Source organism: Candidatus Planktophila limnetica (assembly GCF_002288365.1).
GTDB classification, from domain to species: Bacteria; Actinomycetota; Actinomycetes; order Nanopelagicales; family Nanopelagicaceae; genus Planktophila; species Planktophila limnetica.
Genome location: NZ_CP016782.1, coordinates 1,010,888 through 1,033,538, shown reverse-complemented (window position 1 = coordinate 1,033,538; position 22,651 = coordinate 1,010,888). Strand labels below are relative to the sequence as shown.

Genomic DNA, 22,651 nt, shown 5'->3' with positions numbered 1-22,651 from the left:
TTGCCTGCATGAGCCTGTATCGCGATGAAGCAATCATCTTGCGCACGCAAAAACTAGGTGAAGCAGATCGCATCATCACAATGCTTACTCGCGAACACGGACGTGTGCGCGGTGTGGCAAAAGGTGTTCGTCGCACAATGTCTAAATTCGGTGCGCGCCTTGAACCTGGTAGCCATGTTGATATTCAGATGCATATTGGTAAAACTTTTGACACAGTCACACAAGTAGAAGCCTTAAGAAATTACGGCGAAGCAATTACAGATGATTATCAGCGCTGGACAATTGCTTCAGCGATCCTTGAAACTTCTGAGCGCTTCACCGCCCAAGAACGCGAACCTGCGGTGCAAGAGTTTCATTTAGTTGTTGGTGCGATGAAAGCGCTCTGTGATGATCGTTATGACCCAGCACTTGTATTAGATGCATTCTTATTGCGATCCCTTGCACTCGGTGGTTACGCACCATCAATGACAGATTGTTCACGGTGTGGCCTGACCGGACCGCATAGATATTTCTCACTCGTTGGCGGTGGATCCGTCTGTCTTGAGTGCAGACCATCTGCGTGTGCGACCCCGCAACCAGAAACACTTGAGTTAATGGCCGCACTGTTAAGTAGCGACTGGGAGAGTGCGAATAAGAGTGAAGGAAAAAATCGCCGCGAGGCTAGTGGATTAATCGCTGCTTATTTACAATGGCACCTTGAACGCGGTTTGCGTTCACTGCCAATCGTGGAGCGGGTATGAATATTCCAGAGCACGTTGCAATCGTTATGGATGGCAATGGTCGCTGGGCAAAAGAGCGCGGATTACCACGAACAAAAGGTCACGAAGCGGGTGAAGCAGCACTCTTTGATGTTGTGCAAGGTGCTATCGAATTCGGTGTTAAAGAAATAAGCGCATACGCATTTTCAACAGAGAATTGGCGTCGATCACCGGAAGAAGTCAAATTTCTAATGGGATTTAATCGCGATGTCATTAGGCGCCGCCGTGATGAGATGAATGCGATGGGTGTTCGAATTCGTTGGGTGGGAAGGCCTAAACGGTTGTGGGCAAGTGTTATTTCAGAACTCGAAGAAGCAGAAGAGTTAACAAAGAAGAATAAAACCCTGACGTTAAATATGTGTGTTAATTACGGTGGCCGCTCAGAAATCGTTGATGCAGCAACTGAACTTGCTCGAGATGTGAAGCGGGGCAAAATCAAAGCCGATGCGATTACAGAAAAGACATTTGCAAAGTATTTAGATTCGCCAGCAATGAGAGATGTGGACTTGTTTCTGCGATCATCTGGCGAGCAGCGCACCAGCAATTTCTTGCCATGGCAATCTGTCTATGCCGAGATGGTTTTTATGGATGTTTTATGGCCAGATGTCACACGCAAGACTTTATGGAAAGCTATTGAGGAGTACAACAAGCGCGAACGTAGGTTTGGAAAAGCGTAGTTAGCACTTCTTGCAGATGCCGAATATTTCAGCTGTGTGTCCTACTTCTCGAAAACCGTGATCACTAGCCATCTGCTGCGCCCATTTTTCAATTGCATTTGCCTGAATTTCTATCGTTGTGCCACAACTCTTGCACACTAAGTGGTGGTGATGATTCTCTCCACACAAGCGGTAAATAGCTTCGCCGTCATCTCTGCGCAACGTATCTACAACTTTGTCATCGAGCAAAGATTGCAGTGCGCGATACACAGTGGTCAAACCAATCGATTGGTTACCTCTTTGCAGAAGTTGATACACCTCTTGAGCACTAGCAAAGCCTCCAACACGTTCTAGGACGCCGAGCACTTTAAGTTCAGATTTATTCAAGGCCAATATTTCCCACGATGAGCCACATTGCTACAACGCCAATGATTGTGGCTGCCATAGTCAGACGGGAAGGATGGCGGGAGTGGGCTTCAGGCAAAATATGTGATGTTGCCAGGTAGATAACGAATCCGGAGAACGCCGCTAAGTAAATTCCCAGCATGTCATTACTAATTGAAATATAAGTACCGAGTGATGCGCCAGCAATTCTCATGATTGCATCTAGGCCCAGTAGTGAAATCGCACGCTTGGTCCAGTGCCCGCTCTTGATAAGTAGTGAAACTGTGTTAAGCCCATCTGAAAACGCGTGAGATAAAATTGCAACAAAGACCGCGATACCTAATCCGTTGCTGACTTTAAAGGCCAATCCAAGTGCAACACCATCTAGGAATACGTGACCTCCCATGGCAAGAGCGCCGAGAGTTCCTGCAACGTTGACAGAGTGCTTGTGATCATGGCCGTAATCTGATTCAGCAGGTTCGTGGGCACCAAAGATTTGCTCAGCAAAGTGCAGCGCTAAGAAACCAACGACTAGAGCCAATGAAACAACTGGAACATTTCCAAGAGTTTGAGTATTTAACTCAAAAATTTCAGGGAGTAAATCAAAGGCAACAAGACCAAGAAGCAGACCTGCTGATAATCCAAGAATCAGGTGCAGACGATCGCGAGATCGAATAGCTAAGAATCCACCGGCAGTGGTTGCAATTGCAGTTAGGGCTGCGAGTCCAATGGCTAGGTTCATAATCCGACCATAGCACAAATGAAAATGATTTTCATTTTCACCATTCAGGCAGGGTCTAGGCTCAGCCCATGCTCGCTGTCGCCAGATTTAACGTGCCACTGGGTGAAGCAGCTCATTTTCAAACCCTGCTGGCCACAGCCCTGGATGCATTTTCTAAGTGCCCAGGTTTTAGAGATGGCCAATACGGTCAAAATCTTGATGACCCGACGTTGTGGTCACTGGTTACACAGTGGGAAAACGTAGGCTCATATCGCCGCGCACTTGGAAATAACGATGTAAAAATGAATGCAATTCCAACTCTTGCCCGCGCAATCGATGAGCCCGGTGCATATGAAATGCCGTACTCAGAGTAAAATTTAGACACGGATCGCAACAGGAGTTGCTTTTACCGCCGACAGCCAGCCGGATGGAGAAAATGAAATGGCAACGGATCGTTTAGAAAATATTGTTGGTCTTGCAAAGCGCCGCGGATTTGTTTATCCCTCATCAGAAATTTATGGTGGGTTGCGCGCATCGTGGGATTACGGCCCACTCGGAGTTGAGTTAAAAAACAATGTAAAGCGCCAATGGTGGAAATCCATGGTCACAGGCCGCGAAGATGTTGTCGGTCTAGATTCATGTGTGATCTTGGCAAAAGAAGTCTGGGAAGCATCCGGACACGTTGCAACTTTTTCTGATCCGCTGACAGAGTGCACGTCATGTCATAAGCGTTATCGCGCAGATCATTTACTTGAAGCATATGAGGCAAAGCATAAGAAAGCTGCCACATCGCTGACAGAAGTTAATTGCCCAGCGTGTGGAAACAAAGGCCAATTCACCGAACCAAAACAATTTAGCGGAATGCTCAAGACATACCTTGGACCTGTAGAAGATGAATCAGGTCTTGCCTTCTTGCGACCAGAGACTGCTCAAGGAATCTTTATTAACTTTGATCAAGTGATGACAACATCACGCAAAAAACCACCATTTGGTATTGGCCAGATCGGTAAGTCTTTCCGCAATGAAATTACGCCAGGTAACTTTATTTTCAGAACTCGCGAATTTGAGCAGATGGAGATGGAGTTCTTCGTTGTTCCAGGAACGGACGAAGATTGGCATCAATATTGGATTGATACACGTATGGCTTGGTATGTGGACCTTGGAATTAATCCAGAGCGCTTGCGTATTTTTGAACATCCAAAAGAGAAGTTGTCACACTATTCAAAGCGCACAGCAGATATTGAATATAAATTTGAATTCGCCGGAACCGAATGGGGCGAGCTTGAAGGTATTGCTAATCGCACAGACTTTGACTTAAAGGCGCACTCAGCGGCCTCCGGTAAAGATCTTTCTTACTTTGATCAAGAAAAAAATGAGCGTTGGACACCATTTGTTATCGAACCTGCAGCAGGTGTGGATCGCGCAACTCTTACATTCTTAATGGATGCATTCACAGAAGATGAAGCACCAAATAGCAAAGGTGAAATGGAAAAGCGTGCGGTGCTCAAACTTGATTACCGTTTAGCACCAATAAAAGTGGCGGTCTTGCCGTTGTCACGTAACGCTGATTTATCTCCTAAAGCACGTGATCTTGCAGCGCAATTGCGCAAGAACTGGAGTATCGATTTCGATGATGCTGGTGCTATTGGTCGTCGATACCGTCGCCAAGATGAAATCGGAACTCCGTATTGCATCACTGTGGACTTTGAAACACTTGAAGATCACGCAGTAACAATTCGCGATCGTGACACGATGTCACAAGAGCGCATTGCACTCGATCAGGTTGAAGCATGGTTAGCGCCACGACTACTCGGTTGCTAAAACCTCTCACTCTTGCCCTTGCAACTGGTGATCATGTAATTGATCCGCCAGTTGTATTGGCGCCAATGGCAGGCATAACCAACGCCCCATTTCGCATGCTCTGCCGCGAACAAGGTGCTGGTTTATTTGTCTCTGAGATGGTGACAGCACGCGCGCTCATTGAAAGACGGCCAGAGACTCTGCGCATGATCGAACCAGGTAAAGGTGAATGGCCACGCTCTGTGCAGTTATATAGCGTTGATCCACACACCATGCGTGCGGCGGTCACAATGCTTGGTAAAGAAAACTTAGTCGATCACATCGATATGAACTTTGGTTGCCCTGTTCCTAAAGTTACTCGCAAAGGCGGAGGAGCAGCCCTTCCATATAAACGCAATCTCTTTAGTGCAATTGTTGGAGCAGCAGTTGAAGCTGCAAAACCATTTGGCATTCCTGTCACAGTAAAAATGCGTATCGGAATCGATAGTGATCACCACACATATTTAGAGGCTGCAAAGTCTGCGGCCGACTTAGGTGTTGCATGGGTTGCGCTGCATGCACGCACAGCAGCGCAGATGTATGAAGGTAAATCAGATTGGTCTGCAATTGCCCAACTTGTAGAACACCTCAAACCTACTGGTGTTCCAGTACTTGGTAACGGCGATATTTGGTCAGGCGCCGACGGAGTTGAAATGGTTCGCCAAACAGGGTGCGCCGGCGTTGTTGTTGGACGTGGATGCCTTGGACGTCCGTGGTTGTTTTCAGATTTAGTCAGTGCTTTTAAGGGCGGAACAGAGCGCACTTTGCCGACTCTGCATCAAGTGCGCGAAGTTATGTTTAGACACGGAGAATTAATTGTTGATTACTTCGAATCAGAAGATCGTGGATGCCGTGATTTGCGCAAACATATGGCGTGGTATCTCAAAGGATTTAGAGTGCACCGCGAATTACGTAGAGAATTTGGCTTAATTGAATCTCTTTCTCACTTTCGCACACTGCTAGATCAACTAGATGATCAGCCATATCCGATTGAGGTGGGTGAAAAACCACGCGGTCGCACAAGCCATGGCCGCCCAGTTACCTTGCCAGATCGTTGGTTGGAAGATCCAGATGAGATGGCTGCGATTGAATTAGAAGATGCGTTTTCAGGTGGCTGATGTTTATCTTTAGATTTATCCGTCGCGTGTTCACAATAATCTTTTTGATTGTTTTGGCGATCCCAACATATGCCATCGGAAAGACATATTACGCAGCGCACTATCCAGTTGTGCGAGGCGCAGATGCCATCGTTGTTATGGGCGCGGCCCAATTCGATGGTCGTCCCGGTGATGTTTTAGAAGCACGTCTTACTGAAGCAAAGAGAATTTTTGATCTAGGTTTTGCTCCAATAATTATTACTGTGGGATCACGAGCGCCAGGAGATCGCACAACTGAAGCTGCATCGGGTCGAGCATGGCTTATCTCTGCAGGAGTTCCGGCACGTAAAATTGTTGCGCTGGCAACAGGTCGCGACACATTGGTGAGTACAAAAGCATATGTACAAGAGATGAAAAAACGTGAAATTAAAAATGTCATCATCGCAACTGATCCATATCACTGCAGGCGTTCTATGACGATGGCAAATGATCGTGGTTTAGTTGCCACCTGTTCTCCTGTGCAATTTGGTCCGAATTCTTTAAAGAACTCCACAAAGCGCTATTTAATTCGTGAATCAGGCGCCTATTTGGCATACATCACGTTAGGTCACTTTGGAATAAACATCAGCGACCATCTAGATACCAACAAAATTCTAGATAAGGTTGTTTCATGAGCGTTTATAGTGATCGTGACAACGAACGCTTTCTTGATGAACCGGCAAAGCGCGCGGGCCGCACAGAATTTATGCGAGATCGTGCACGAGTAATTCACTCCGCTTCCCTTCGTCGCTTGGCTGCAAAGACTCAAGTAGCTGTTCCTTGGGAAAATGATTTCCAACGCACACGTCTGTCTCACTCACTTGAGTGCGCACAAATTGGTCGCGAACTCGGTGAATCACTCGGCGCCGACCCTGATTTATTAGATACCGCATGTTTGGCACACGATTTAGGTCACCCACCATTTGGTCACAACGGAGAAGAAGCGTTGGCAGACATTGCAAAGAGTTGTGGCGGCTTTGAAGGAAACGCGCAGAGTTTTAGATTACTCACACGCCTTGAAGCAAAGACAGTCGATGCCGATGGTCGATCAATTGGATTAAACCTGACTCGTGCGTCACTAGATGCGGCCACCAAATATCCATGGCAACGAGCAACGAATCCACGCAAATTTGGTGTTTATGACGATGACGTAGAAATCTATAAGTGGATGCGCGCCGATGCACCTGAAGGAAAGCGCTGCATTGAGGCACAAATCATGGATTGGTCAGATGATGTTTCTTATTCAGTCCACGATTTAGAAGATGCGATTGTTGCAAACCAAGTCCATGTGCGCACCTTTGAAGATGATTTTGATGCAATTTATGACAGTATGACAAAAGATTATGCAAGCAATGCATCAAAGTCTGAAGCAACCGAAGCGCTGGTGAGATTACAAGATCTTTCATGTTGGCCAGTTAACTATGACGGCAGCCATCGCTCTCTTGCTCGTTTAAAAGATTCAACGAGTCAATTAATTGGTCGCTTTGTGTTAGCTGCTGAGAATAAAACTCGCGCAATCTATGGAGATGAGCCGCTGGCAAGATATGGCGCCAATCTTGAAATTCCTCGTGAGCATTTAGTAGAAGTCGATTTCTTAAAAGCTGTTGCCGGGCACTATTTAATTCGTGCGGCTGAATCACAAGAGCGTTATGCAAAGCAAAAAATTGTCATCATCGAACTTGTGGATCTTTTGTATAAGAGTGCGCCTAAAGCATTGGATGCAATTTTTATCGATGACTGGAACCGCGCAGCCGATGATGGCCAGCGCCTTCGCGTAGTAATTGACCAGATTGCAGCGCTGACTGACCCTGGTGCATACGCCTTACATGCTCGCCTGACTCAAAATCGCTAAAGTGCGCCTATGAGCGGTCGCATAAAAGAAGAAGATGTTACCTATCTTCGCGAACGTGTTCCGATTGATGAAGTAGTTGCAGATTACGTTCAACTAAAATCTGCAGGTGGCGGACAGAAAAAAGGTCTGTGTCCTTTTCACGATGAGAAATCACCATCGTTTCACGTAACACCAAGTAAAGGTTTTTATCACTGCTTTGGCTGCCAAGCCAGTGGCGATGTCATTTCATTTCTCATGAAGATGGATCACCTGACATTTACTGAAACTCTGGAAAGACTTGCAGATCGCATTGGTTACACACTTCGCTATGACGAGAACTCATCTGGCCCATCTGTGCCATCCGGTATGCGCTCTCGTTTAATTGCAGCAAATGCTGCCGCTGCTATTTATTATCAAGAACAACTCAACACATCTGCTGCTGCAGCTCATGGCCGAGAGTTGCTGACAAAGCGTGGATTTGAAAAAGAGGCGTGCCAATTATTTGGAGTTGGTTTTGCACCCGATGATTGGGATAGCCTGACTAAACACTTACGCGCACAAGGTTTTACAATCGATGAGTTAGAAACAGCAGGCCTTTCCAGGATGGGTCAGCGCGGACCAATAGATCGATTCCGCAATCGTCTGACCTGGCCGATCAAAGACATCACAGGAGATGTTGTTGGTTTTGGTGCACGAAAGTTAGCAAGTGATGAAGAAGATCAAGGTCCAAAGTATTTAAATACACCTGAGACTCCGATCTATAAGAAGAGTCAGGTTCTATACGGTCTAGATGTTGCAAAGAAAGAGATTGCAAAGAAGCGCCAAGCAGTCATCGTTGAAGGCTATACAGATGTAATGGCGGCCCACCTTGCTGGAATTACAACTGCAGTTGCAACCTGTGGCACAGCATTTGGAGCAGATCACATCCGAATCTTGCGCAGATTGTTAATGGATGATGATGCTTTTCGCGGTGAAGTCATCTTCACATTCGATGGCGATGCAGCGGGACAAAAGGCTGCCCTTCGCGCATTTAGTGATGATCAAAAATTTGTTACGCAGACTTTTGTCGCCGTTGAACCAGATGGATTAGATCCATGCGATCTACGCCAAATAAAAGGAGATGCAGCGCTGCGTGACCTTATTGCTCGTCGTGTGCCACTTTTTGAGTTCGCCATTCGCGCCGAATTAGTTAAATACAATCTCACAACACCTGAAGGTCGCATCGGTGCGCTCAATGCCGCAGCGCCCCTTGTTGCACAAATTAGAGATAAGTCCTTGCGTCCAGAATATTCACGTTCATTAGCTGGTTGGCTCGGCGTTGAAGTCGAACAAGTATCTTCAGCCGTTGCAACTGCGATGAAGAAGACTCCACAGGTAAGTGTGGATCCAACTGCGCCAGAAGTTGTGGCGCAGCAGTGGCGTCCAGATCCACAAGAGCCACGTCTAATTCTGGAACGAGAAGTACTCAAGGCTCGCGTTCAGGCACCTGCACTCTGTCAATCATTTAATGAGTTAGAAGAAAACGCATTTACCCATCCTGCCTATCAAGAACTTCGGGCAGTCATTAATCTCATGGCACCTGATAATGCCGCGCTGACAATAGAGAAAATTACTAATGAGAATATGAAATCACTCTTTACAGAGTTAAACGTCGAACCAATTCGCGCCGATGGCGAGATCACAGAACATTACGTTGCCAGCATCATTGCGCGTTTGCGAGAAGTAGCTGTCTCTCGCGCAATTGCAGAACTCAAATCAAGTTTGCAAAGACTTAATCCAGTTGAAAATGAAGGCGAATACAACACAGCTTTTGCCCAACTTGTGGCACTTGAAAGCACTCGCCGCACCCTGCACGATCTCGCCCTTGGCGGGCTTTAACTCCGCTTCGATTTAGACCACCCCTTGGCTGTGCGCTAGAGTGTGCGCTCGTAACTCTTCGCGAGAAGCGAATAGTCCCTGATAGCTCAATGGCAGAGCAGCCGGCTGTTAACCGGCAGGTTCTTGGTTCGAATCCAAGTCAGGGAGCAGGATTTTCTCAGGCTTCTCTCAGGTTAATTATTTACACTGATCGCATCAAGGAAGAGATTAGGAAAATACACGAATGAATCGCAGAGGCTTTCTACGCACCGCAGCAATCTCAGCCGGTGCCTTTGTTTTTGGGCGCACGCAATCTGCCATTGCAGCAGCGCCAAAGAAAATAGTAAAGCTCTCTAAATTTCCTGTCGGCTCTGCCCAGAAATTCGTTGCAGCCAATGGCGCTCCGGCATATCTCTTTCGCACAAAGGCTGGGGTATTTGCATACTCTGCAATTTGCACGCACCAAGGGTGCACAGTTGAATACTTAAAAGCAGGTAAGAAACTTGTTTGTCCATGTCACCTTGGTTCCTTTGATCCATTTAAATCGGGCAGAGTTGTTTCTGGAGAACCTGAACGTCCATTGGATAAAATTTCGGTATCAATTAAAAGTGATTGGATCGTGCAGCCATAATGAGAAAAAGCACGATTAATCTTGCTCTAGCCTTTGTACTCGGAGCCAGCGTTGCTGGTGGAATCGCAGTTGCAGAAATTAATAACATAGGTGGCGTTAAAGCGTGTGTGGATAACAAGACGAAAGTGCTCTTTTTATCCGCCGATGGCAAGTGTGCTAAAGGTCGTTCACCGCTAGAACTGACCACAAACGCTTTTGATGTGAAGAACCTAGCTGCAACAATTACTCCATCTGTTGTATCAATTGCTGCTGAAACATCAACTGGTGGTGGCACAGGTTCAGGTTGGGTTTATAATTCATCGGCTTCATCTTCATACATCATCACAAATAATCACGTTATTGATGCTGTTGCCTCAACATCTGGCACGATCACAGTCGAATTTTCAAATGGCGATCAAGCAGATGCCAAAATTATTGGACGAGATAAGGCTTATGACATTGCTGTTTTGCAGATAAACAAAGGCAACCTTGCAGCCCTTAACGTAGGAGATTCAACCAAGTTAGTTGTTGGAGAACCTGTTATGGCTATTGGTTCACCACTTGGTTTGGCTTCAACCGTCACAACAGGAATTATTTCTGCCCTCAACCGTCCAGTATCGGCCGGCACAGTCGGTCAAGAATCATTTGTTAATGCGATTCAAACTGATGCAGCAATTAACCCAGGTAACTCTGGGGGAGCACTTATTAATGCTCAAGGACAGATCATCGGTGTGAATTCTGCAATTGCCACACTCTCATCCGGCGGCACAAGCGGAAGCATCGGACTTGGTTTTGCAATTCCCATTACTGAGGCAAAACGTGTGATTGATGAAATTATTACTTCTCCAACTAATACTTCGACTCGTCCATTACTCGGTGTTTATTTCGATAGTACGTATGAAGGTATTGGTGCAAGAATTCTTAGACTCACACCAGGTGAAGGCGCAGAAGTCGCCGGAATTCCTGTTGGCGCAGTAATTAAATCAATTGGTGGCCAGCGCGTAACGGATCAAGTAAGTGCAGTTGTTCGCATCCGTTCATATGCACCAGGTGCCACAATTTCTGTCACTGTTGATTTACCAAATGGCGGCGGAACAAAGACATTCACCGTTAAATTGGGCAAAGCGCCTTCCAATGGTTAATCTGTAGCCATGGCACTCTTTCGTTTATCTATTTCACTACCTGATCAGCCAGGCTCCCTTGGCGCTTTGGCATCGGCCATTGGCTTTGCAGGTGGAAATATTCAAGAGCTCACAGTTACAAAATCTGAAGATGGAAAAGGTTATGACGATTTAACTGTGGCTATTCCTGGCAGTGATCCAACTGATCTATTAAACATTCTTGGTTCAATTGGTGGCGTTGAAGTTATTGCAATAAATCCTGTTAAATAGCTTTGAAAGTATCTTCAACCATCTGATCTAAAGTGCGTTCAGGCCGCCAGTTAAGAATCATTTCTGCTTTATCAATATTGGCAACTAACACAGCAGGATCGCCCGCGCGCCTTGGCGCATCAATAGTTGCAAGCGGGCTACTTTTCACACGCGAGACTGCAGCAACTACTTGTGCCACAGAATAGCCAGTGCCAGATCCGATATTAAAGACATGATGAGTTGAAGCCTCTAAGAATTTAAGAGCTCTGACATGGGCGTCGATTAAATCAATGATGTGAACGTAATCGCGGATGCATGTTCCATCCGGTGTGTTCCAATCGCGTCCAAAAATACGCAGCGGAGATTCTGAAGTCGCACGTAGCGCGTTAGGAATTAAGTGAGTTTCGGGATCATGACGCTCTGATAACCAGCCACGATTGGTCTCAAGCGCCCCTGCCACATTGAAATAACGCAGCGAAACAGCAGCCACACCCTGAGTTAAAGCAGCGGTGGATAATTCGCGTTCAATTGCCAACTTTGTTTCGCCATAAGGATTAGTCGGCGCGCAGTGCGCACTTTCACTCACGGGAGAAGAGTCAGGTTGACCGTAGGTAGCCGCAGAGGAAGAAAAAACTATTTTCTTAATTCCTGCGGTATTCATCTCGCCAAGTAATACTTTTGTGCCGGCAACATTTACTTTGCGATAAAGATCTGGCTTTTCAACTGATTCACCAACCAGTGATTTACCAGCAAAGTGCATCACCGCTTCGCAGCCTTTGAGGGCGCGCATAACTAAATCGGAATCAAGGAGAGATCCTTGAACAAAGCGCGCAGTTGGTGGCAATGAATCTGCGTGACCTGTACTGCAATCATCTAGCACTGTTACTTCGTGGCCGCTGTTCATAAGGATTTCAACAGCATGAGAGCCGATATAGCCGGCGCCTCCTGTGACCAAGATCTTCATTTACGTCAGCTTTACTTCTCGCAACTGAGCAGCAGATTGTTCTGGACGTAGATCCATTATGAATGCGCCCATCGAAGATTCAGATCCTGCTAGATACTTTAGCTTTCCCGGAGCTCGGCGCACACTTGTAATCTGCCAGTGCAAACGAAGAAGATCGCGGCCCTCGCGCACAGGTGCTTGATGCCACGCGGCTATATATGCCATTGGAATATCAAAGACACCATCTAGGCGTTGCAGAACTTCTTTAGCAATTGCTGGATATGCATCAGCAACCTCTGTCGTGAGTTCGCTTAAATCTGCCACAGAAACCTTTGGCGCAAGGTGGATTTCAAATGAGTAGCGTGCGGCATATGGAACGTAGGCAACCCAGTGTTTGTTTTGCGCAACGATGCGCTCTTCATCTTTGATTTCGCGAGCAACAATTTCATCGAAGAGTACTTTGCCGGTGCGCTCTTTGTGCTTTCGCGCAACTTCGAGCATGCGAGAAACCTTTGGAGGAATATATGAGTACGCGTAAATTTGACCGTGTGGATGGGCCAAGGTCACGCCCACTTCTTCGCCACGATTTTCAAAAGGTGTGATGTGGTGAATGAATTTTTCTTTGGATAATTCACGTGTGCGATCCATCCACGCTTCTAGTAATACTCGAATGCGCTCAGTGCTTAAATCCTTAAAGGCATGGCCGTGATCTGCTGTAAAACAAATAACTTCACACTTGCCAGCGGCAGTTCCGGTATCTGTATCTGGGCCGGCCATATCGGGAAGCGCCCAATCACCTTGTGGTGGACGAAGCGATGGTGATTTGTTATCAAAGACAACAACTTCAAAGTTATCTTCAGGAACTTCTGTCAGATTCTCACCAGTTGATGGACACAGCGGACACAACTCTTTTGGTGGCAAGAAGACTCGACCTTGACGATGCGCGGCCATCGCAACCCACTCATTAACCAGTGGATCTAAACGAAGTTCACCAATACCTGGTTGCTCGCCCTTTTCGCGCTTGTCAGCCGTTGCACGCACTTGTCCGGCCGTATCGTAATAACGAATAGTGCGAGCATCAGAGAGCAGGCGATCGGTGCGCGTAACACCTGCGCCGAGTTTCGAGCTCATAGTGTGTCTACTCTATCCAATTAAGCGTGCGTTCTACTGCTTTCTTCCATAGTAGGTATTTTTCCTCGCGTAAAACAGGACTCTGTGTTGCACTCCATCTTTGATCTTCATGCCAATTATTTCGTAAATCTTGTGGTGATTTCCATATTCCAATTGCAAGGCCAGCAGCGTATGCCGCACCGAGGGCAGTTGTTTCAATAACCTTTGGACGGACAACTTCAATTCCCATGACATCGGATTGAATTTGCATCAGTAAATTATTTGCGGTCGCTCCACCATCTACGCGCATTTGCGTAAGAGTTACTTTGCTATCTGCAGCCATGGCATCCATGACATCGCGAGTTTGATAGGCAATTGCTTCAAGTGCTGCCCGCGCAATATGCGCCTTTGTTGTGGCGCGTGTGAGTCCGACTAGAACTCCGCGTGCATCACTTCGCCAATATGGTGCAAATAATCCAGAAAATGCGGGAACGAAATAAACTCCACCGCTATCTGCAACACTGGCTGCAAGTCCTTCTACTTCACTAGAGGAAGAAATAATTCCGATTTGATCGCGCAACCACTGAATAGCAGAGCCCGTTACGGCCACAGAGCCTTCAAGTGCGTAGACAGCTGGCGCGTCCCCGAGTTTGTAGCACAGCGTTGTGAGCAATCCATGAGTTGAACGAACAATTGTTGTTCCTGTATTCACCAGAGCAAAGTTTCCAGTCCCATACGTTGTTTTCGAATCACCGATACCAAAACACGCTTGTCCGATCATCGCACCTTGTTGGTCACCGACTAAGGATGCAATCGGAACACCATCTGATGTCTTTGCATAGACTTCAGAAGTAGAACGAATATCTGCAAGCACAGAGCGTGGAACGCCAAAGAGTGCAAGCAGATCTGGATCCCAATCAAGAGTCTCTAGATTCATCAGCGCTGTGCGGCTGGCATTAGTTACATCTGTTGCAAAAGTTCCACCCGATAAATTCCACAAAATCCAGCTATCAATAGTTCCAATGCGTGCATTACCGGCTTGAACCGCCACTTTTACTGAGTGGACATTGTTGATAAGCCAATTCATCTTGCTTGCAGAAAAATAAGGCGCAATTGCAAGACCGGTTTTATGAATAACACTCTTTTTATCTGACTCGCTGAGATCATTCATAAATTCAGCGGTTCTGGTGTCTTGCCAGACGATGGCATTGTGCAGGGGAGCACCCGTTGTTACATCCCACGCAAGCGTTGTTTCGCGCTGATTGGTAATACCAATGGCTGCAAGGTCGCTTCTTTTTAATCCAGCTTTTTCTAGCGCGCCAGCCATCACCTTTTGAGCGTTCGCCCAAATTTGTGCACCGTCGTGTTCTACCCAACCTGCTTGAGGAAGAATCTGTCTATGTTCTAGTTGATCCGATGCAATGAGTTGGGCATCGTGGTCAAAGATCATGAAACGAGTGCTGGTTGTTCCCTGATCAAGTGAGCCTATAAAAGTCATACTTCCCTCAAAGTTCAATCTCGCGTTACGCTTAGCCTATCTAATCATCACTTTCAGGGACAAGGATTGAACAATGTTTTCATCTTCACTCGATACCGAGCAAAGAGATGAAGCCCTTGCCTGCCTGGCTAAAGATCAATTCGATGTTTTGGTCATTGGCGGTGGAGTCACCGGAGTTGGCGCCGCCCTTGATGCAGCATCTCGTGGATTAAAAGTCGCTCTCGTTGAAGCATCAGATATTGCATCCGGAACTTCTAGTCGCTCCAGCAAGTTAATTCATGGTGGATTGCGTTATTTAGAACAGTATGATTTTAAATTAGTCCGTGAAGCACTGCACGAGCGCGAACTCATGGTTTCATCCCTTGCACCGCACTTAGTTAAACCACTCGCTTTCTTCTATCCATTGCATGAAAAATTCCGCGAACGCACATACGTTGGTGCAGGTCTTGCACTCTATGACGCACTGCGTGGATTCAAACGAGCGTTGCCAGGACACAAGCACATCAGCCAGAAAAAGATCGCTGAGATTGCGCCATCACTGCGCCCAGATATTGTCACTGGAGCAATTAAGTATTTTGATGCACAAGTAGATGATGCCCGCCACACAATGATGATTGCTCGCACCGCAGCACGCCACGGCGCAGTTATTGCAACGGGTGTCAAAGTCGAATCACTGGTTAAAGATGGCAAGCGAGTAACTGGCGTTAAGGCTCGAGATGTTGAAACAGGAAAATTAATAACCATAAAGGCAACTGCCACAGTGATGTGCGCGGGCATCTGGAGTGATCAGCTCCACGAATCATTTGGCATTAAGCCTGGCTATCACGTGACCATGAGTAAAGGCGTGCACATTGTTTTGCCAAAGAGTGCGATTAAGTCCACTGAAGGAATCATTCTAAAAACTGAAAAATCTGTTCTCTTCTTAATTCCGTGGGCTAATCAATGGCTAGTTGGAACAACAGATACTCCATATACTGAAGATCGTTCTAGACCACTAGCTGATCGAAGCGATGTTGAATACATCATCAATGAGGCTAATAAGGTTCTCAAGCCAAAGTTAAAAATTAATGAAGTCATTGGTGTCTATGCAGGTCTGCGCCCACTGGTTTCTAATAATAAAGATTCTGAGACAACTAAATTATCTCGCGAGCACACCGTCGATCGCAGCGCTCCGGGTTTTGTCAGTATTGCTGGCGGAAAATACACAACCTATCGCGTGATGGGCAAAGATGTTATTGATCTAGCTGGCGTTGAACTTCGCAGAATAGTTGCCGATAGCGTGACAAATAAAGTGCCGATTGTTGGGGCAGATGGTTATTTTGCTCTGGTGCAACAAGTAGATCGCATCGCAGAAGAGAGCGGTCTGAGCCCAGAATCTGTGCGCCACTTACTTAATCGCTATGGCTCGCTCATTAGTGAAGTTCTTGAACTCATTAAGCACGATTCAAAGCTGGCAAAACCAGTAACTAAAGATCTTCCATATCTCAAAGCAGAGATTTATTACGCAGCAAGTCACGAAGGTGCACGCAGCATCGATGATGTTCTCTCACGTCGCACACGTTTGGCATTTGAGGCGCCAAATAGTGCAATGGATTTAGTAGATGATGTTGCAGCAATTATTGCCCCAGTTTTGGGATGGACGGCAAAGCAGAAGAAAGATTCAATCAACGCATATTTTGATATTGCAGAGCGTGAAATCGAATCGCTCGAAGAAGCATTGGCTAGCGCTTAATTCTTAATCTGGTTCTTACATCCATCTGACTTAGGTTTTACCACTGGCTTCTTTGTTGGCTTTGGAGTCGGTGTGCTCAGCGCTTGCTCAACAGTGATTGTGATGGGTTGCGATGAAGTCGCATGAGTATCTGAATTGTCGTAGTAAACAATTTGGCCATTCCACACGCCGGCAGGAATTCCAGCAACAGATAGCGTCCAAGAACCACTCGTTGCACGAATAGCGCTTTGCTTGAGGGAAGCCTTCATTGGATTTGCAGGATCTTGCACGAATTTAACTGAACCAGTAACAACTGGTTCAAGAGTTGGCCTCATGACATCAACATCGACAACCAAAGGTCGATTCGTATTACTAAATGTCACAGATTTGACTGTCATCACACTTGTTTCACCCACCGGCATTAAATCTGCTGGCTCTGGTGTCCACGAACCTTTTCTAAGTGCTGCGAAAGCATCCGGTGTTCCTCTGAAAACATTGAGATCTAAACGCGAACCAGGCACGCCATATTTTGGCGCAATTCCACACGATGAGTACTGCCACATCGTCCACTGTGCTTTGCAATTTGCTGCAGTCCATGAGTGCACGTAACAACCACCATTTTTCATTCCAGGGTGATTAGTTGGCACTGCAGGATCCACCCCATATTGGGCAAGCCAGAGTGGGTATTGCGCTAATTCAGTGCTGCGCTTCATAGAACTTTCAAGAAAATTAGAATATGAATAAAGAATAGGCATGCGACCAGTTTTTTCCTTGATGATGCGCAAAAAGGTTTCTGACCAAATAGTGACTGTATTTCGTGATGCATACTTCTCACAAGATCTATTAGAACGAAGTTTTACGCACTTATTTTCAATATCTAAAGCGATTGGTAAGTCTTTTTCAGTGAGCCCGCCAATGGAAGCTATTCGCCACAATACTTTTTGCGCTTGGGCCTGCGCATCTTTGATGACAAGTGTCTTTGTTGCAACGTTAGGCAAGATCGCATAGTGATAGTAACCAGTGTAGATACCAGCTGCATGAGCGCCTTCTCTATCAATCTTGTACCACTTGCGAGCCAGTGCATCTGAATCATCTTTAGTATCTGATCCTTTAATCATGACAAAGTTGATTCCAGCTGCGCGCATCTTTTCAAAGTTAATTAATTTTCCATTTGGATGTTGCCATCTGCTGATGTCTGCTCCGTGAATTCGTTGCCCTGGACCCTTAAATTCAATAGGAGCCAGCGGTCCACCATCATTTATGACCGGAGTTTGATCAGCGTGTGCTGGCATGAGCCCACTTGCTAACAAGGCAAAGAGTGAGATTGTTATTACAAGAAATTTACTCTTCATACTAATTCTTCTATCGCAATGTCAATTGAGAAGACTTCCTTGATTGCAGCGGCTAAAGACTCTTTGTGCTTAGGGCGCACGGCTTGGTATTCATGACTTGATGCGAATTTGCGTGCATCAGAGAAATCTAAAGTCAGAGTGTTATTTTCAAAAGAAGCTAAACGAGCATCAAAGAAAACCAACCACGCAATGCGATCGCCAGATTCGAGCAGGTCTAATACGTCATTCCATCTTGAGCGAAGTGAAGCAAGATCCGTGTCCATCTCGCGGACAATACCTGAATACTTTAAACAGAGACCTCATCTAATCCTGTGAGAAAGGCAAGAGTTAAGAGAACTCGCATGTTGCTCGTCTCATCGGGTGTAATTGCTAAGGTGCGAGCTATTCTGCCCACCATCTGCTCAACTGATTTCTCGGTGACAAAGTGAATGCGCGCTATTTCTGAGTTACTCATTCCTTGTGCAAGCATCGAAAGAGTTTCGCGTTGCTTCAGGGTTAACGCCGGAAAATCAGCGGAGTAAATGTTCATACTTGACTGTAAGGCTTGTTCAACCTGGCAATGACCAAAAATAAGGGTTACGCAGATGAGTGAGAGGTGGCTCCGGTTGCTGCCTGAAATTACCTCAAGTGGTGCTCTCTTTAGATTTGAGTATTCTTGCCCCAGTTACACAATTAAGGAGTCCGCCATGGAAGAGACAGCAAAGTGCCCATACACAGGTGCCAAGTTAGCCGATGAAGGTACATACACCCGTGATTGGTGGCCAGAGCAACTTAACCTCAAAGTGCTGCATCAGAATTCATCACTTGCAGATCCCATGGACAAGAAATTTAATTATGCAAAAGAGTTTAAATCTGTAAATCTTAAAGAACTTAAGCGCGATGTTGAAAAACTCATGACCACATCACAAGAGTGGTGGCCAGCAGATTACGGACACTACGGTCCATTCTTTATTCGCATGGCGTGGCACAGCGCAGGAACATATAGAACTTCAGATGGACGTGGCGGCGGTGGATCCGGAATGCAACGTTTCGCACCTCTTAATAGCTGGCCAGATAACGTTAACTTAGATAAAGCACGTCGCTTGTTATGGCCAATCAAACAAAAGTACGGCAAGAAACTTTCGTGGGCAGATCTGATGATCTTTGCTGGTAATTGCGCAATTGATTCCATGGGTTTAAAAACATTTGGTTTTGGTGGCGGACGCCAAGATTTCTGGGAACCTGATGAAACGTATTGGGGCACGGAGTCTGAGTGGCTTGCAGATGAGCGTTACTCAGGTGATCGTGAATTAGAACAACCTCTTGCTGCTGTGCAGATGGGATTAATTTATGTTAATCCCGAAGGCCCAAATGGCAATCCAGATGTATTGGGATCAGCTCGCGATATTCGTGAAACTTTTGCTCGCATGGCAATGAATGATGAAGAAACAGTTGCACTCATTGCCGGCGGTCACACATTTGGAAAAGCACACGGCGCTGCAGATCCAAATAAATATGTTGGCCCAGAGCCAGAAGGTGCTCCCATTGAACAAATGGGTCTTGGTTGGAAGAACACATTTGGTAAAGGAAATGGCGCAGAGACTATTTCCAGCGGTCTAGAAGGTGCGTGGACTCCAACACCTACTAAGTGGGATAACACTTATTTTAAAACACTATTTAAATACGAATGGGTACAAACAAAGAGCCCAGCGGGTGCAACTCAGTGGATCCCCTCTGATGAGTCAGCACAGAAGGCTGTGCCAGATGCACACATTGCTGGCAAGACTCATGCACCAGTTATGTTCACAACAGATCTTGCACTTCGCACAGATCCTGCATATGAAAAGATTTCTCGTCGCTTCTTAGCAAATCCAGATGAGTTTGCTGATGCATTTGCACGTGCGTGGTTTAAGTTAACGCACCGCGATATGGGTCCGATAGCTCGCTACCAAGGAGCACTCGTTCCAAAAGAGCAGTTGATTTGGCAAGATCCACTTCCAAAGCCAACAGGCAAAATTAGTGCAAAGCAGATTGCTCAACTAAAGAAACTAATTCTTGCTTCAGGGTTGAGTACTTCTCAATTGGTATCGACTGCTTGGGCATCGGCTTCAACATTTAGAGGCACTGATAAGCGCGGTGGCGCCAATGGCGCTCGCATTCGCTTGCAGCCACAACGTGATTGGGCTGTTAATTCTCCTAAAGAACTAGATGGCGTATTAAAAAAGTTTGGAAAGATTCAAAAATCTTTCAATGACAAGAACAAAAAATCACCAGTATCTATTGCTGACCTCATTGTCCTTGGTGGCTGTGTCGCCATTGAAGAGGCGGCAAAGAAGGGCGGTCACAAAGTATCTGTGCCATTTAAACCAGGACGCACAGATGCCACAGAGAAGCAGACAGATGCGAAATCTTTTGCTGTTCTTGAACCACTATCAGATGGTTTCCGTAACTTTGAAGGTGCAGGCAATACGCAACCTCTTGAGTACTTACTCGTAGATCGCGCAGCACTTCTCACTCTTACAGCACCAGAAATGACTGTGCTAGTTGGTGGACTGCGCGTGCTAGGTGCAAACACTGATGGCTCTGCGCACGGTGTATTAACTAAGAAAAAGTCAGCACTGACAAATGATTTCTTCGTTAATTTGCTTGATTCCAATATTTCTTGGACACCTGATGCAGGTTCAATTACATTTAAAGGTCTAGATAACAAGAGTGGAAAAGTTCAATGGAGTGCCACTCGCGTTGACTTAATCTTTGGATCTAATTCAGTACTGCGTGCACTTTCAGAGGTCTATGCCAGCCGCGATGCAGACAAGAAATTCGTTAATGACTTTGTTGCCGCATGGCACAAGGTGATGGAGCTAGACCGCTTCTAGTTAGAGCTTTGAATCTGTTCGAGTACCTTGGCAACAGATAAAGAAGTTTCTAGCGTAAGCACCCAGCTATCTTGACCCTGAATTCTTTTTCCAAAGTTTTCAATCATGAGTCTGTATGGGTCGACCGCTTGGAACTCTTCAGTGTGATCACCTAATCGCAGAGTGCTTGATTTGTGCCATGACGTAAATGCTTGCGTGCCAACTAACTCCACAGTTCCTTTTTCACCGCGCACGATCAAGCTCTGATTCTCTGGCATTTCAAATGATGCCAAGCCATTGGCAGTAATTGAGCCATTAATGCGCATCTGCCACTTAGTAGTTAGGTCGACTCCAGTTGGTCCAACACTGACATCACACTTTTCAATTTCTACGTGTGCGTCATCTCCGACGAGTGCTGCAATAGCGTGCAGTGGGTAAACACCGACATCAAAGAGTGCACCGCCACCCATTGTTGGCTGCGCACGATAATTTCCATCAATGGACCCTGGAAAAGTAAATGATGATTCGATAGAAACAATGTCACCGATGTTTCCAGCTTTTACATAATCAACCATTCGAATCATCCGCGGATGCCAACGTGACCACACCGCTTCAACCAATAGGCGATCATTGCTTCGCGCCGCTTCAACCATTAATTTGATTTCGGCCGCATTCATTGCAAATGGTTTTTCACACAAGACATGTTTGCCGGCATTAAGGGCAGCCACCGTCCACTGGCAGTGCAAGTGATTAGGAAGGCTTATATAAACAGCATCTACTGATGGATCATTAATTAGATCTTCATAACTCTGGTGAACGGTTATGGGATTAAGTGCTTGTGCACGTTCTGTATCTCGACTGGCAACGCCTTGAACAATGGTGTCGGTGGCCGCATGCATGGCTGGTGCAATTGTTCTAGTTGCAATCCAACCCGCACCGATTAGACCCCAACGCGTGCTCTTCACGAAAGAAGCGCCGGTTCTACTGAGCGGCCATTAGCTCTGGCAGATTCCTCTGCGGCCTGCATAATCGCAACAACATCACGGGATTGTTTTGTAGTCACAGACATCGGGATTTTATTGTTGATGAAATCGGCGACACTTTTGTGAAAGGAGTAAGGGATAACAGGGGAGTTTGCAATTACTTCATGCTTTCCATCAGAGCGGTGCACGCTAAGAATTGCCGGTAAATCAGCAGGTGCGCTGCCGGCCGCAGGATCCCAATTACCGATGATCGCTCCAGTTGTGCCAAGTACATAGAATTTTGGTTTACGAGCAGCTGCAAGATCTGAATTAGTAAATGTTGCACGTGCACCATTTGAAAAGGTGAGTGCAACATCTGCATGGTCTGCATTTGTTACATGCTTCCATAGCCTTTTTTGATTAATTCCTGTGACCGCATCGACCTTGCCTGGAATGATTGCAAGGATTTGATCTATGAAGTGGCTACCCCAATCAAAGATTGCACCACCTGAAACTTCAACATCTGAGTGCCAATAATCGCAGGGTTTTGAATAGCCACCGACAAAGCTCTCATATGAAAATACTTCACCGATTACACCATCATCGATTAACTTTTTCATCGTTACAAAATCAGCATCAAAGCGCCTGTTTTGATAGACAACAAGTAAGAGATTTTTTGATGCAGCCAGTGCCATTAATTCATCACAATGCTCAACTGAAAGCGCCATTGGTTTTTCTAGGATGACGTGGATGCCGCGGTTGAGAGACTCTTTTGCCCACTGGTAATGGCTGTTTGGGGGAGTTGAGATAACAACAAGATCTAGTAATCCAGAATCTAACATCTGGGTTGAATCGTTAAAGGTCGTCACATCTGGCACTAACTCTTTTGCTGCAGCTAATCTTTCTGGGTTTGTGTCTGCAACTGCGGTCAGGCGCATTGTCTGTGTGGCACCGACTGCTCTGTTGTGTTCATCTCCGATTGCACCGTATGCGAGCAGGCCAACACGAATTTCTTTTGTACTCTCAGACAACTCAAACCCCTTTATATTTTCAAATTAATGTTGTTCGTAATTCTAGTC

General features: G+C 46.2%; 23 protein-coding genes and 1 tRNA gene. 14 read left to right on the top strand and 10 right to left on the bottom strand.

The window, feature by feature from the left end; translation table 11 throughout:
• The first annotated feature begins 8 nt into the window (after positions 1-8).
• A complete protein-coding gene (gene recO / locus PHILAsVB114_RS05415) occupies positions 9-740 on the top strand; it encodes a DNA repair protein RecO (RefSeq protein ID WP_095698357.1) in 732 nt (243 codons plus the stop codon).
• Positions 737-1,435, top strand: a complete 699-nt coding sequence (locus tag PHILAsVB114_RS05410) for an isoprenyl transferase (RefSeq protein ID WP_095698356.1) — start codon at positions 737-739, stop codon at positions 1,433-1,435. Before recO ends, PHILAsVB114_RS05410 begins: the two co-directional genes overlap by 4 nt.
• On the opposite strand, the gene PHILAsVB114_RS05405 is transcribed toward PHILAsVB114_RS05410, so the two are convergent.
• Both PHILAsVB114_RS05405 and PHILAsVB114_RS05400 read right to left on the bottom strand, forming a co-directional pair.
• On the bottom strand, positions 1,436-1,801 hold the full coding sequence (locus PHILAsVB114_RS05405; protein WP_095698355.1) for a Fur family transcriptional regulator: 366 nt from the start codon (positions 1,799-1,801) through the stop codon (positions 1,436-1,438). It abuts the gene before it with no gap.
• Positions 1,794-2,540, bottom strand: a complete 747-nt coding sequence (locus tag PHILAsVB114_RS05400; protein ID WP_095698354.1) for a ZIP family metal transporter — start codon at positions 2,538-2,540, stop codon at positions 1,794-1,796. The genes PHILAsVB114_RS05405 and PHILAsVB114_RS05400 overlap by 8 nt, the downstream gene beginning before the upstream one ends.
• Before the next feature lie 68 nt (positions 2,541-2,608).
• Here PHILAsVB114_RS05400 and PHILAsVB114_RS05395 point away from each other — a divergent pair, with 68 nt between their 5' ends.
• The 10 genes from PHILAsVB114_RS05395 (at position 2,609) to PHILAsVB114_RS05350 (ending at position 11,183) form a co-directional block, all read left to right on the top strand.
• Positions 2,609-2,893, top strand: a complete 285-nt coding sequence (locus PHILAsVB114_RS05395) for an antibiotic biosynthesis monooxygenase family protein (protein ID WP_095698353.1) — start codon at positions 2,609-2,611, stop codon at positions 2,891-2,893.
• 67 nt (positions 2,894-2,960) lie between these two features.
• Positions 2,961-4,340, top strand: coding sequence for a glycine--tRNA ligase (locus tag PHILAsVB114_RS05390; protein ID WP_095698352.1), 1,380 nt, complete (start codon positions 2,961-2,963; stop codon positions 4,338-4,340).
• Positions 4,310-5,476: a tRNA dihydrouridine synthase DusB gene (gene dusB / locus PHILAsVB114_RS05385; RefSeq protein WP_095698351.1), complete on the top strand. Its 1,167-nt coding sequence runs from the start codon at positions 4,310-4,312 to the stop codon at positions 5,474-5,476. Before PHILAsVB114_RS05390 ends, dusB begins: the two co-directional genes overlap by 31 nt.
• A 26-nt stretch (positions 5,477-5,502) precedes the next feature.
• Positions 5,503-6,129 carry a YdcF family protein gene (locus PHILAsVB114_RS05380; protein ID WP_204246775.1) on the top strand — a complete coding sequence of 209 codons (627 nt, stop codon included), beginning with the start codon at positions 5,503-5,505 and terminating at the stop codon, positions 6,127-6,129.
• Positions 6,126-7,346 carry a deoxyguanosinetriphosphate triphosphohydrolase gene (locus tag PHILAsVB114_RS05375; protein WP_095698349.1) on the top strand — a complete coding sequence of 407 codons (1,221 nt, stop codon included), beginning with the start codon at positions 6,126-6,128 and terminating at the stop codon, positions 7,344-7,346. Before PHILAsVB114_RS05380 ends, PHILAsVB114_RS05375 begins: the two co-directional genes overlap by 4 nt.
• A gap of 9 nt (positions 7,347-7,355) precedes the next feature.
• Positions 7,356-9,203 (top strand): DNA primase, encoded by a 1,848-nt coding sequence (gene dnaG / locus PHILAsVB114_RS05370; protein ID WP_095698348.1) that lies wholly within the window; start codon positions 7,356-7,358, stop codon positions 9,201-9,203.
• A gap of 75 nt (positions 9,204-9,278) precedes the next feature.
• Positions 9,279-9,350, top strand: a tRNA-Asn gene (locus tag PHILAsVB114_RS05365).
• Positions 9,351-9,426: 76 nt separating this feature from the next.
• The gene (locus tag PHILAsVB114_RS05360; protein ID WP_095698347.1) at positions 9,427-9,813 is read left to right on the top strand and encodes a QcrA and Rieske domain-containing protein; all 387 of its coding nucleotides are present in this window, start codon (positions 9,427-9,429) and stop codon (positions 9,811-9,813) included.
• Positions 9,813-10,934, top strand: a complete 1,122-nt coding sequence (locus PHILAsVB114_RS05355) for a S1C family serine protease (protein ID WP_095698346.1) — start codon at positions 9,813-9,815, stop codon at positions 10,932-10,934. The genes PHILAsVB114_RS05360 and PHILAsVB114_RS05355 overlap by 1 nt, the downstream gene beginning before the upstream one ends.
• Before the next feature lie 9 nt (positions 10,935-10,943).
• Positions 10,944-11,183 carry an ACT domain-containing protein gene (locus PHILAsVB114_RS05350; protein WP_095698345.1) on the top strand — a complete coding sequence of 80 codons (240 nt, stop codon included), beginning with the start codon at positions 10,944-10,946 and terminating at the stop codon, positions 11,181-11,183.
• Here PHILAsVB114_RS05350 and galE read toward each other — a convergent pair.
• From galE to glpK, 3 genes are read right to left on the bottom strand one after another with little or no spacing between them, the layout of a single operon-like run.
• Complete coding sequence (gene galE, locus PHILAsVB114_RS05345) at positions 11,176-12,126, bottom strand: UDP-glucose 4-epimerase GalE (protein WP_095698344.1); 951 nt, start codon at positions 12,124-12,126, stop codon at positions 11,176-11,178. The genes PHILAsVB114_RS05350 and galE overlap by 8 nt on opposite strands.
• Entirely contained in the window at positions 12,127-13,236 is a 1,110-nt protein-coding gene (gene galT / locus PHILAsVB114_RS07015; RefSeq protein WP_095698343.1) for a galactose-1-phosphate uridylyltransferase, read from the bottom strand. It abuts the gene before it with no gap.
• Positions 13,237-13,243: 7 nt separating this feature from the next.
• On the bottom strand, positions 13,244-14,713 hold the full coding sequence (gene glpK / locus PHILAsVB114_RS05335) for a glycerol kinase GlpK (protein ID WP_095698342.1): 1,470 nt from the start codon (positions 14,711-14,713) through the stop codon (positions 13,244-13,246).
• 73 nt (positions 14,714-14,786) lie between these two features.
• Between glpK and glpD the strand changes: the two genes are divergently transcribed.
• Positions 14,787-16,445, top strand: coding sequence for a glycerol-3-phosphate dehydrogenase (glpD, locus tag PHILAsVB114_RS05330; protein ID WP_095698341.1), 1,659 nt, complete (start codon positions 14,787-14,789; stop codon positions 16,443-16,445).
• Here the strand turns inward: glpD and PHILAsVB114_RS05325 are convergent.
• From PHILAsVB114_RS05325 to PHILAsVB114_RS05315, 3 genes are read right to left on the bottom strand one after another with little or no spacing between them, the layout of a single operon-like run.
• The gene (locus PHILAsVB114_RS05325) at positions 16,442-17,776 is read right to left on the bottom strand and encodes a GH25 family lysozyme (protein WP_095698340.1); all 1,335 of its coding nucleotides are present in this window, start codon (positions 17,774-17,776) and stop codon (positions 16,442-16,444) included. The two genes, glpD and PHILAsVB114_RS05325, sit on opposite strands and share 4 nt — an antisense overlap.
• Positions 17,773-18,039, bottom strand: a complete 267-nt coding sequence (locus PHILAsVB114_RS05320; protein ID WP_095698339.1) for a hypothetical protein — start codon at positions 18,037-18,039, stop codon at positions 17,773-17,775. The genes PHILAsVB114_RS05325 and PHILAsVB114_RS05320 overlap by 4 nt, the downstream gene beginning before the upstream one ends.
• A 23-nt stretch (positions 18,040-18,062) precedes the next feature.
• On the bottom strand, positions 18,063-18,305 hold the full coding sequence (locus PHILAsVB114_RS05315) for a helix-turn-helix domain-containing protein (RefSeq protein ID WP_095698338.1): 243 nt from the start codon (positions 18,303-18,305) through the stop codon (positions 18,063-18,065).
• Positions 18,306-18,462: 157 nt separating this feature from the next.
• On the opposite strand from PHILAsVB114_RS05315, the gene katG reads away from it, so the two are divergent.
• Positions 18,463-20,631 carry a catalase/peroxidase HPI gene (katG, locus tag PHILAsVB114_RS05310; protein ID WP_095698337.1) on the top strand — a complete coding sequence of 723 codons (2,169 nt, stop codon included), beginning with the start codon at positions 18,463-18,465 and terminating at the stop codon, positions 20,629-20,631.
• On the opposite strand, the gene PHILAsVB114_RS05305 is transcribed toward katG, so the two are convergent.
• Together PHILAsVB114_RS05305 and PHILAsVB114_RS05300 are read right to left on the bottom strand one after the other, a co-directional pair.
• Positions 20,628-21,575, bottom strand: coding sequence for a Gfo/Idh/MocA family protein (locus tag PHILAsVB114_RS05305; RefSeq protein WP_095698336.1), 948 nt, complete (start codon positions 21,573-21,575; stop codon positions 20,628-20,630). The two genes, katG and PHILAsVB114_RS05305, sit on opposite strands and share 4 nt — an antisense overlap.
• Positions 21,572-22,603, bottom strand: coding sequence for a Gfo/Idh/MocA family protein (locus PHILAsVB114_RS05300; RefSeq protein ID WP_157906156.1), 1,032 nt, complete (start codon positions 22,601-22,603; stop codon positions 21,572-21,574). The genes PHILAsVB114_RS05305 and PHILAsVB114_RS05300 overlap by 4 nt, the downstream gene beginning before the upstream one ends.
• Between the last annotated feature and the right edge of the window lie 48 nt (positions 22,604-22,651).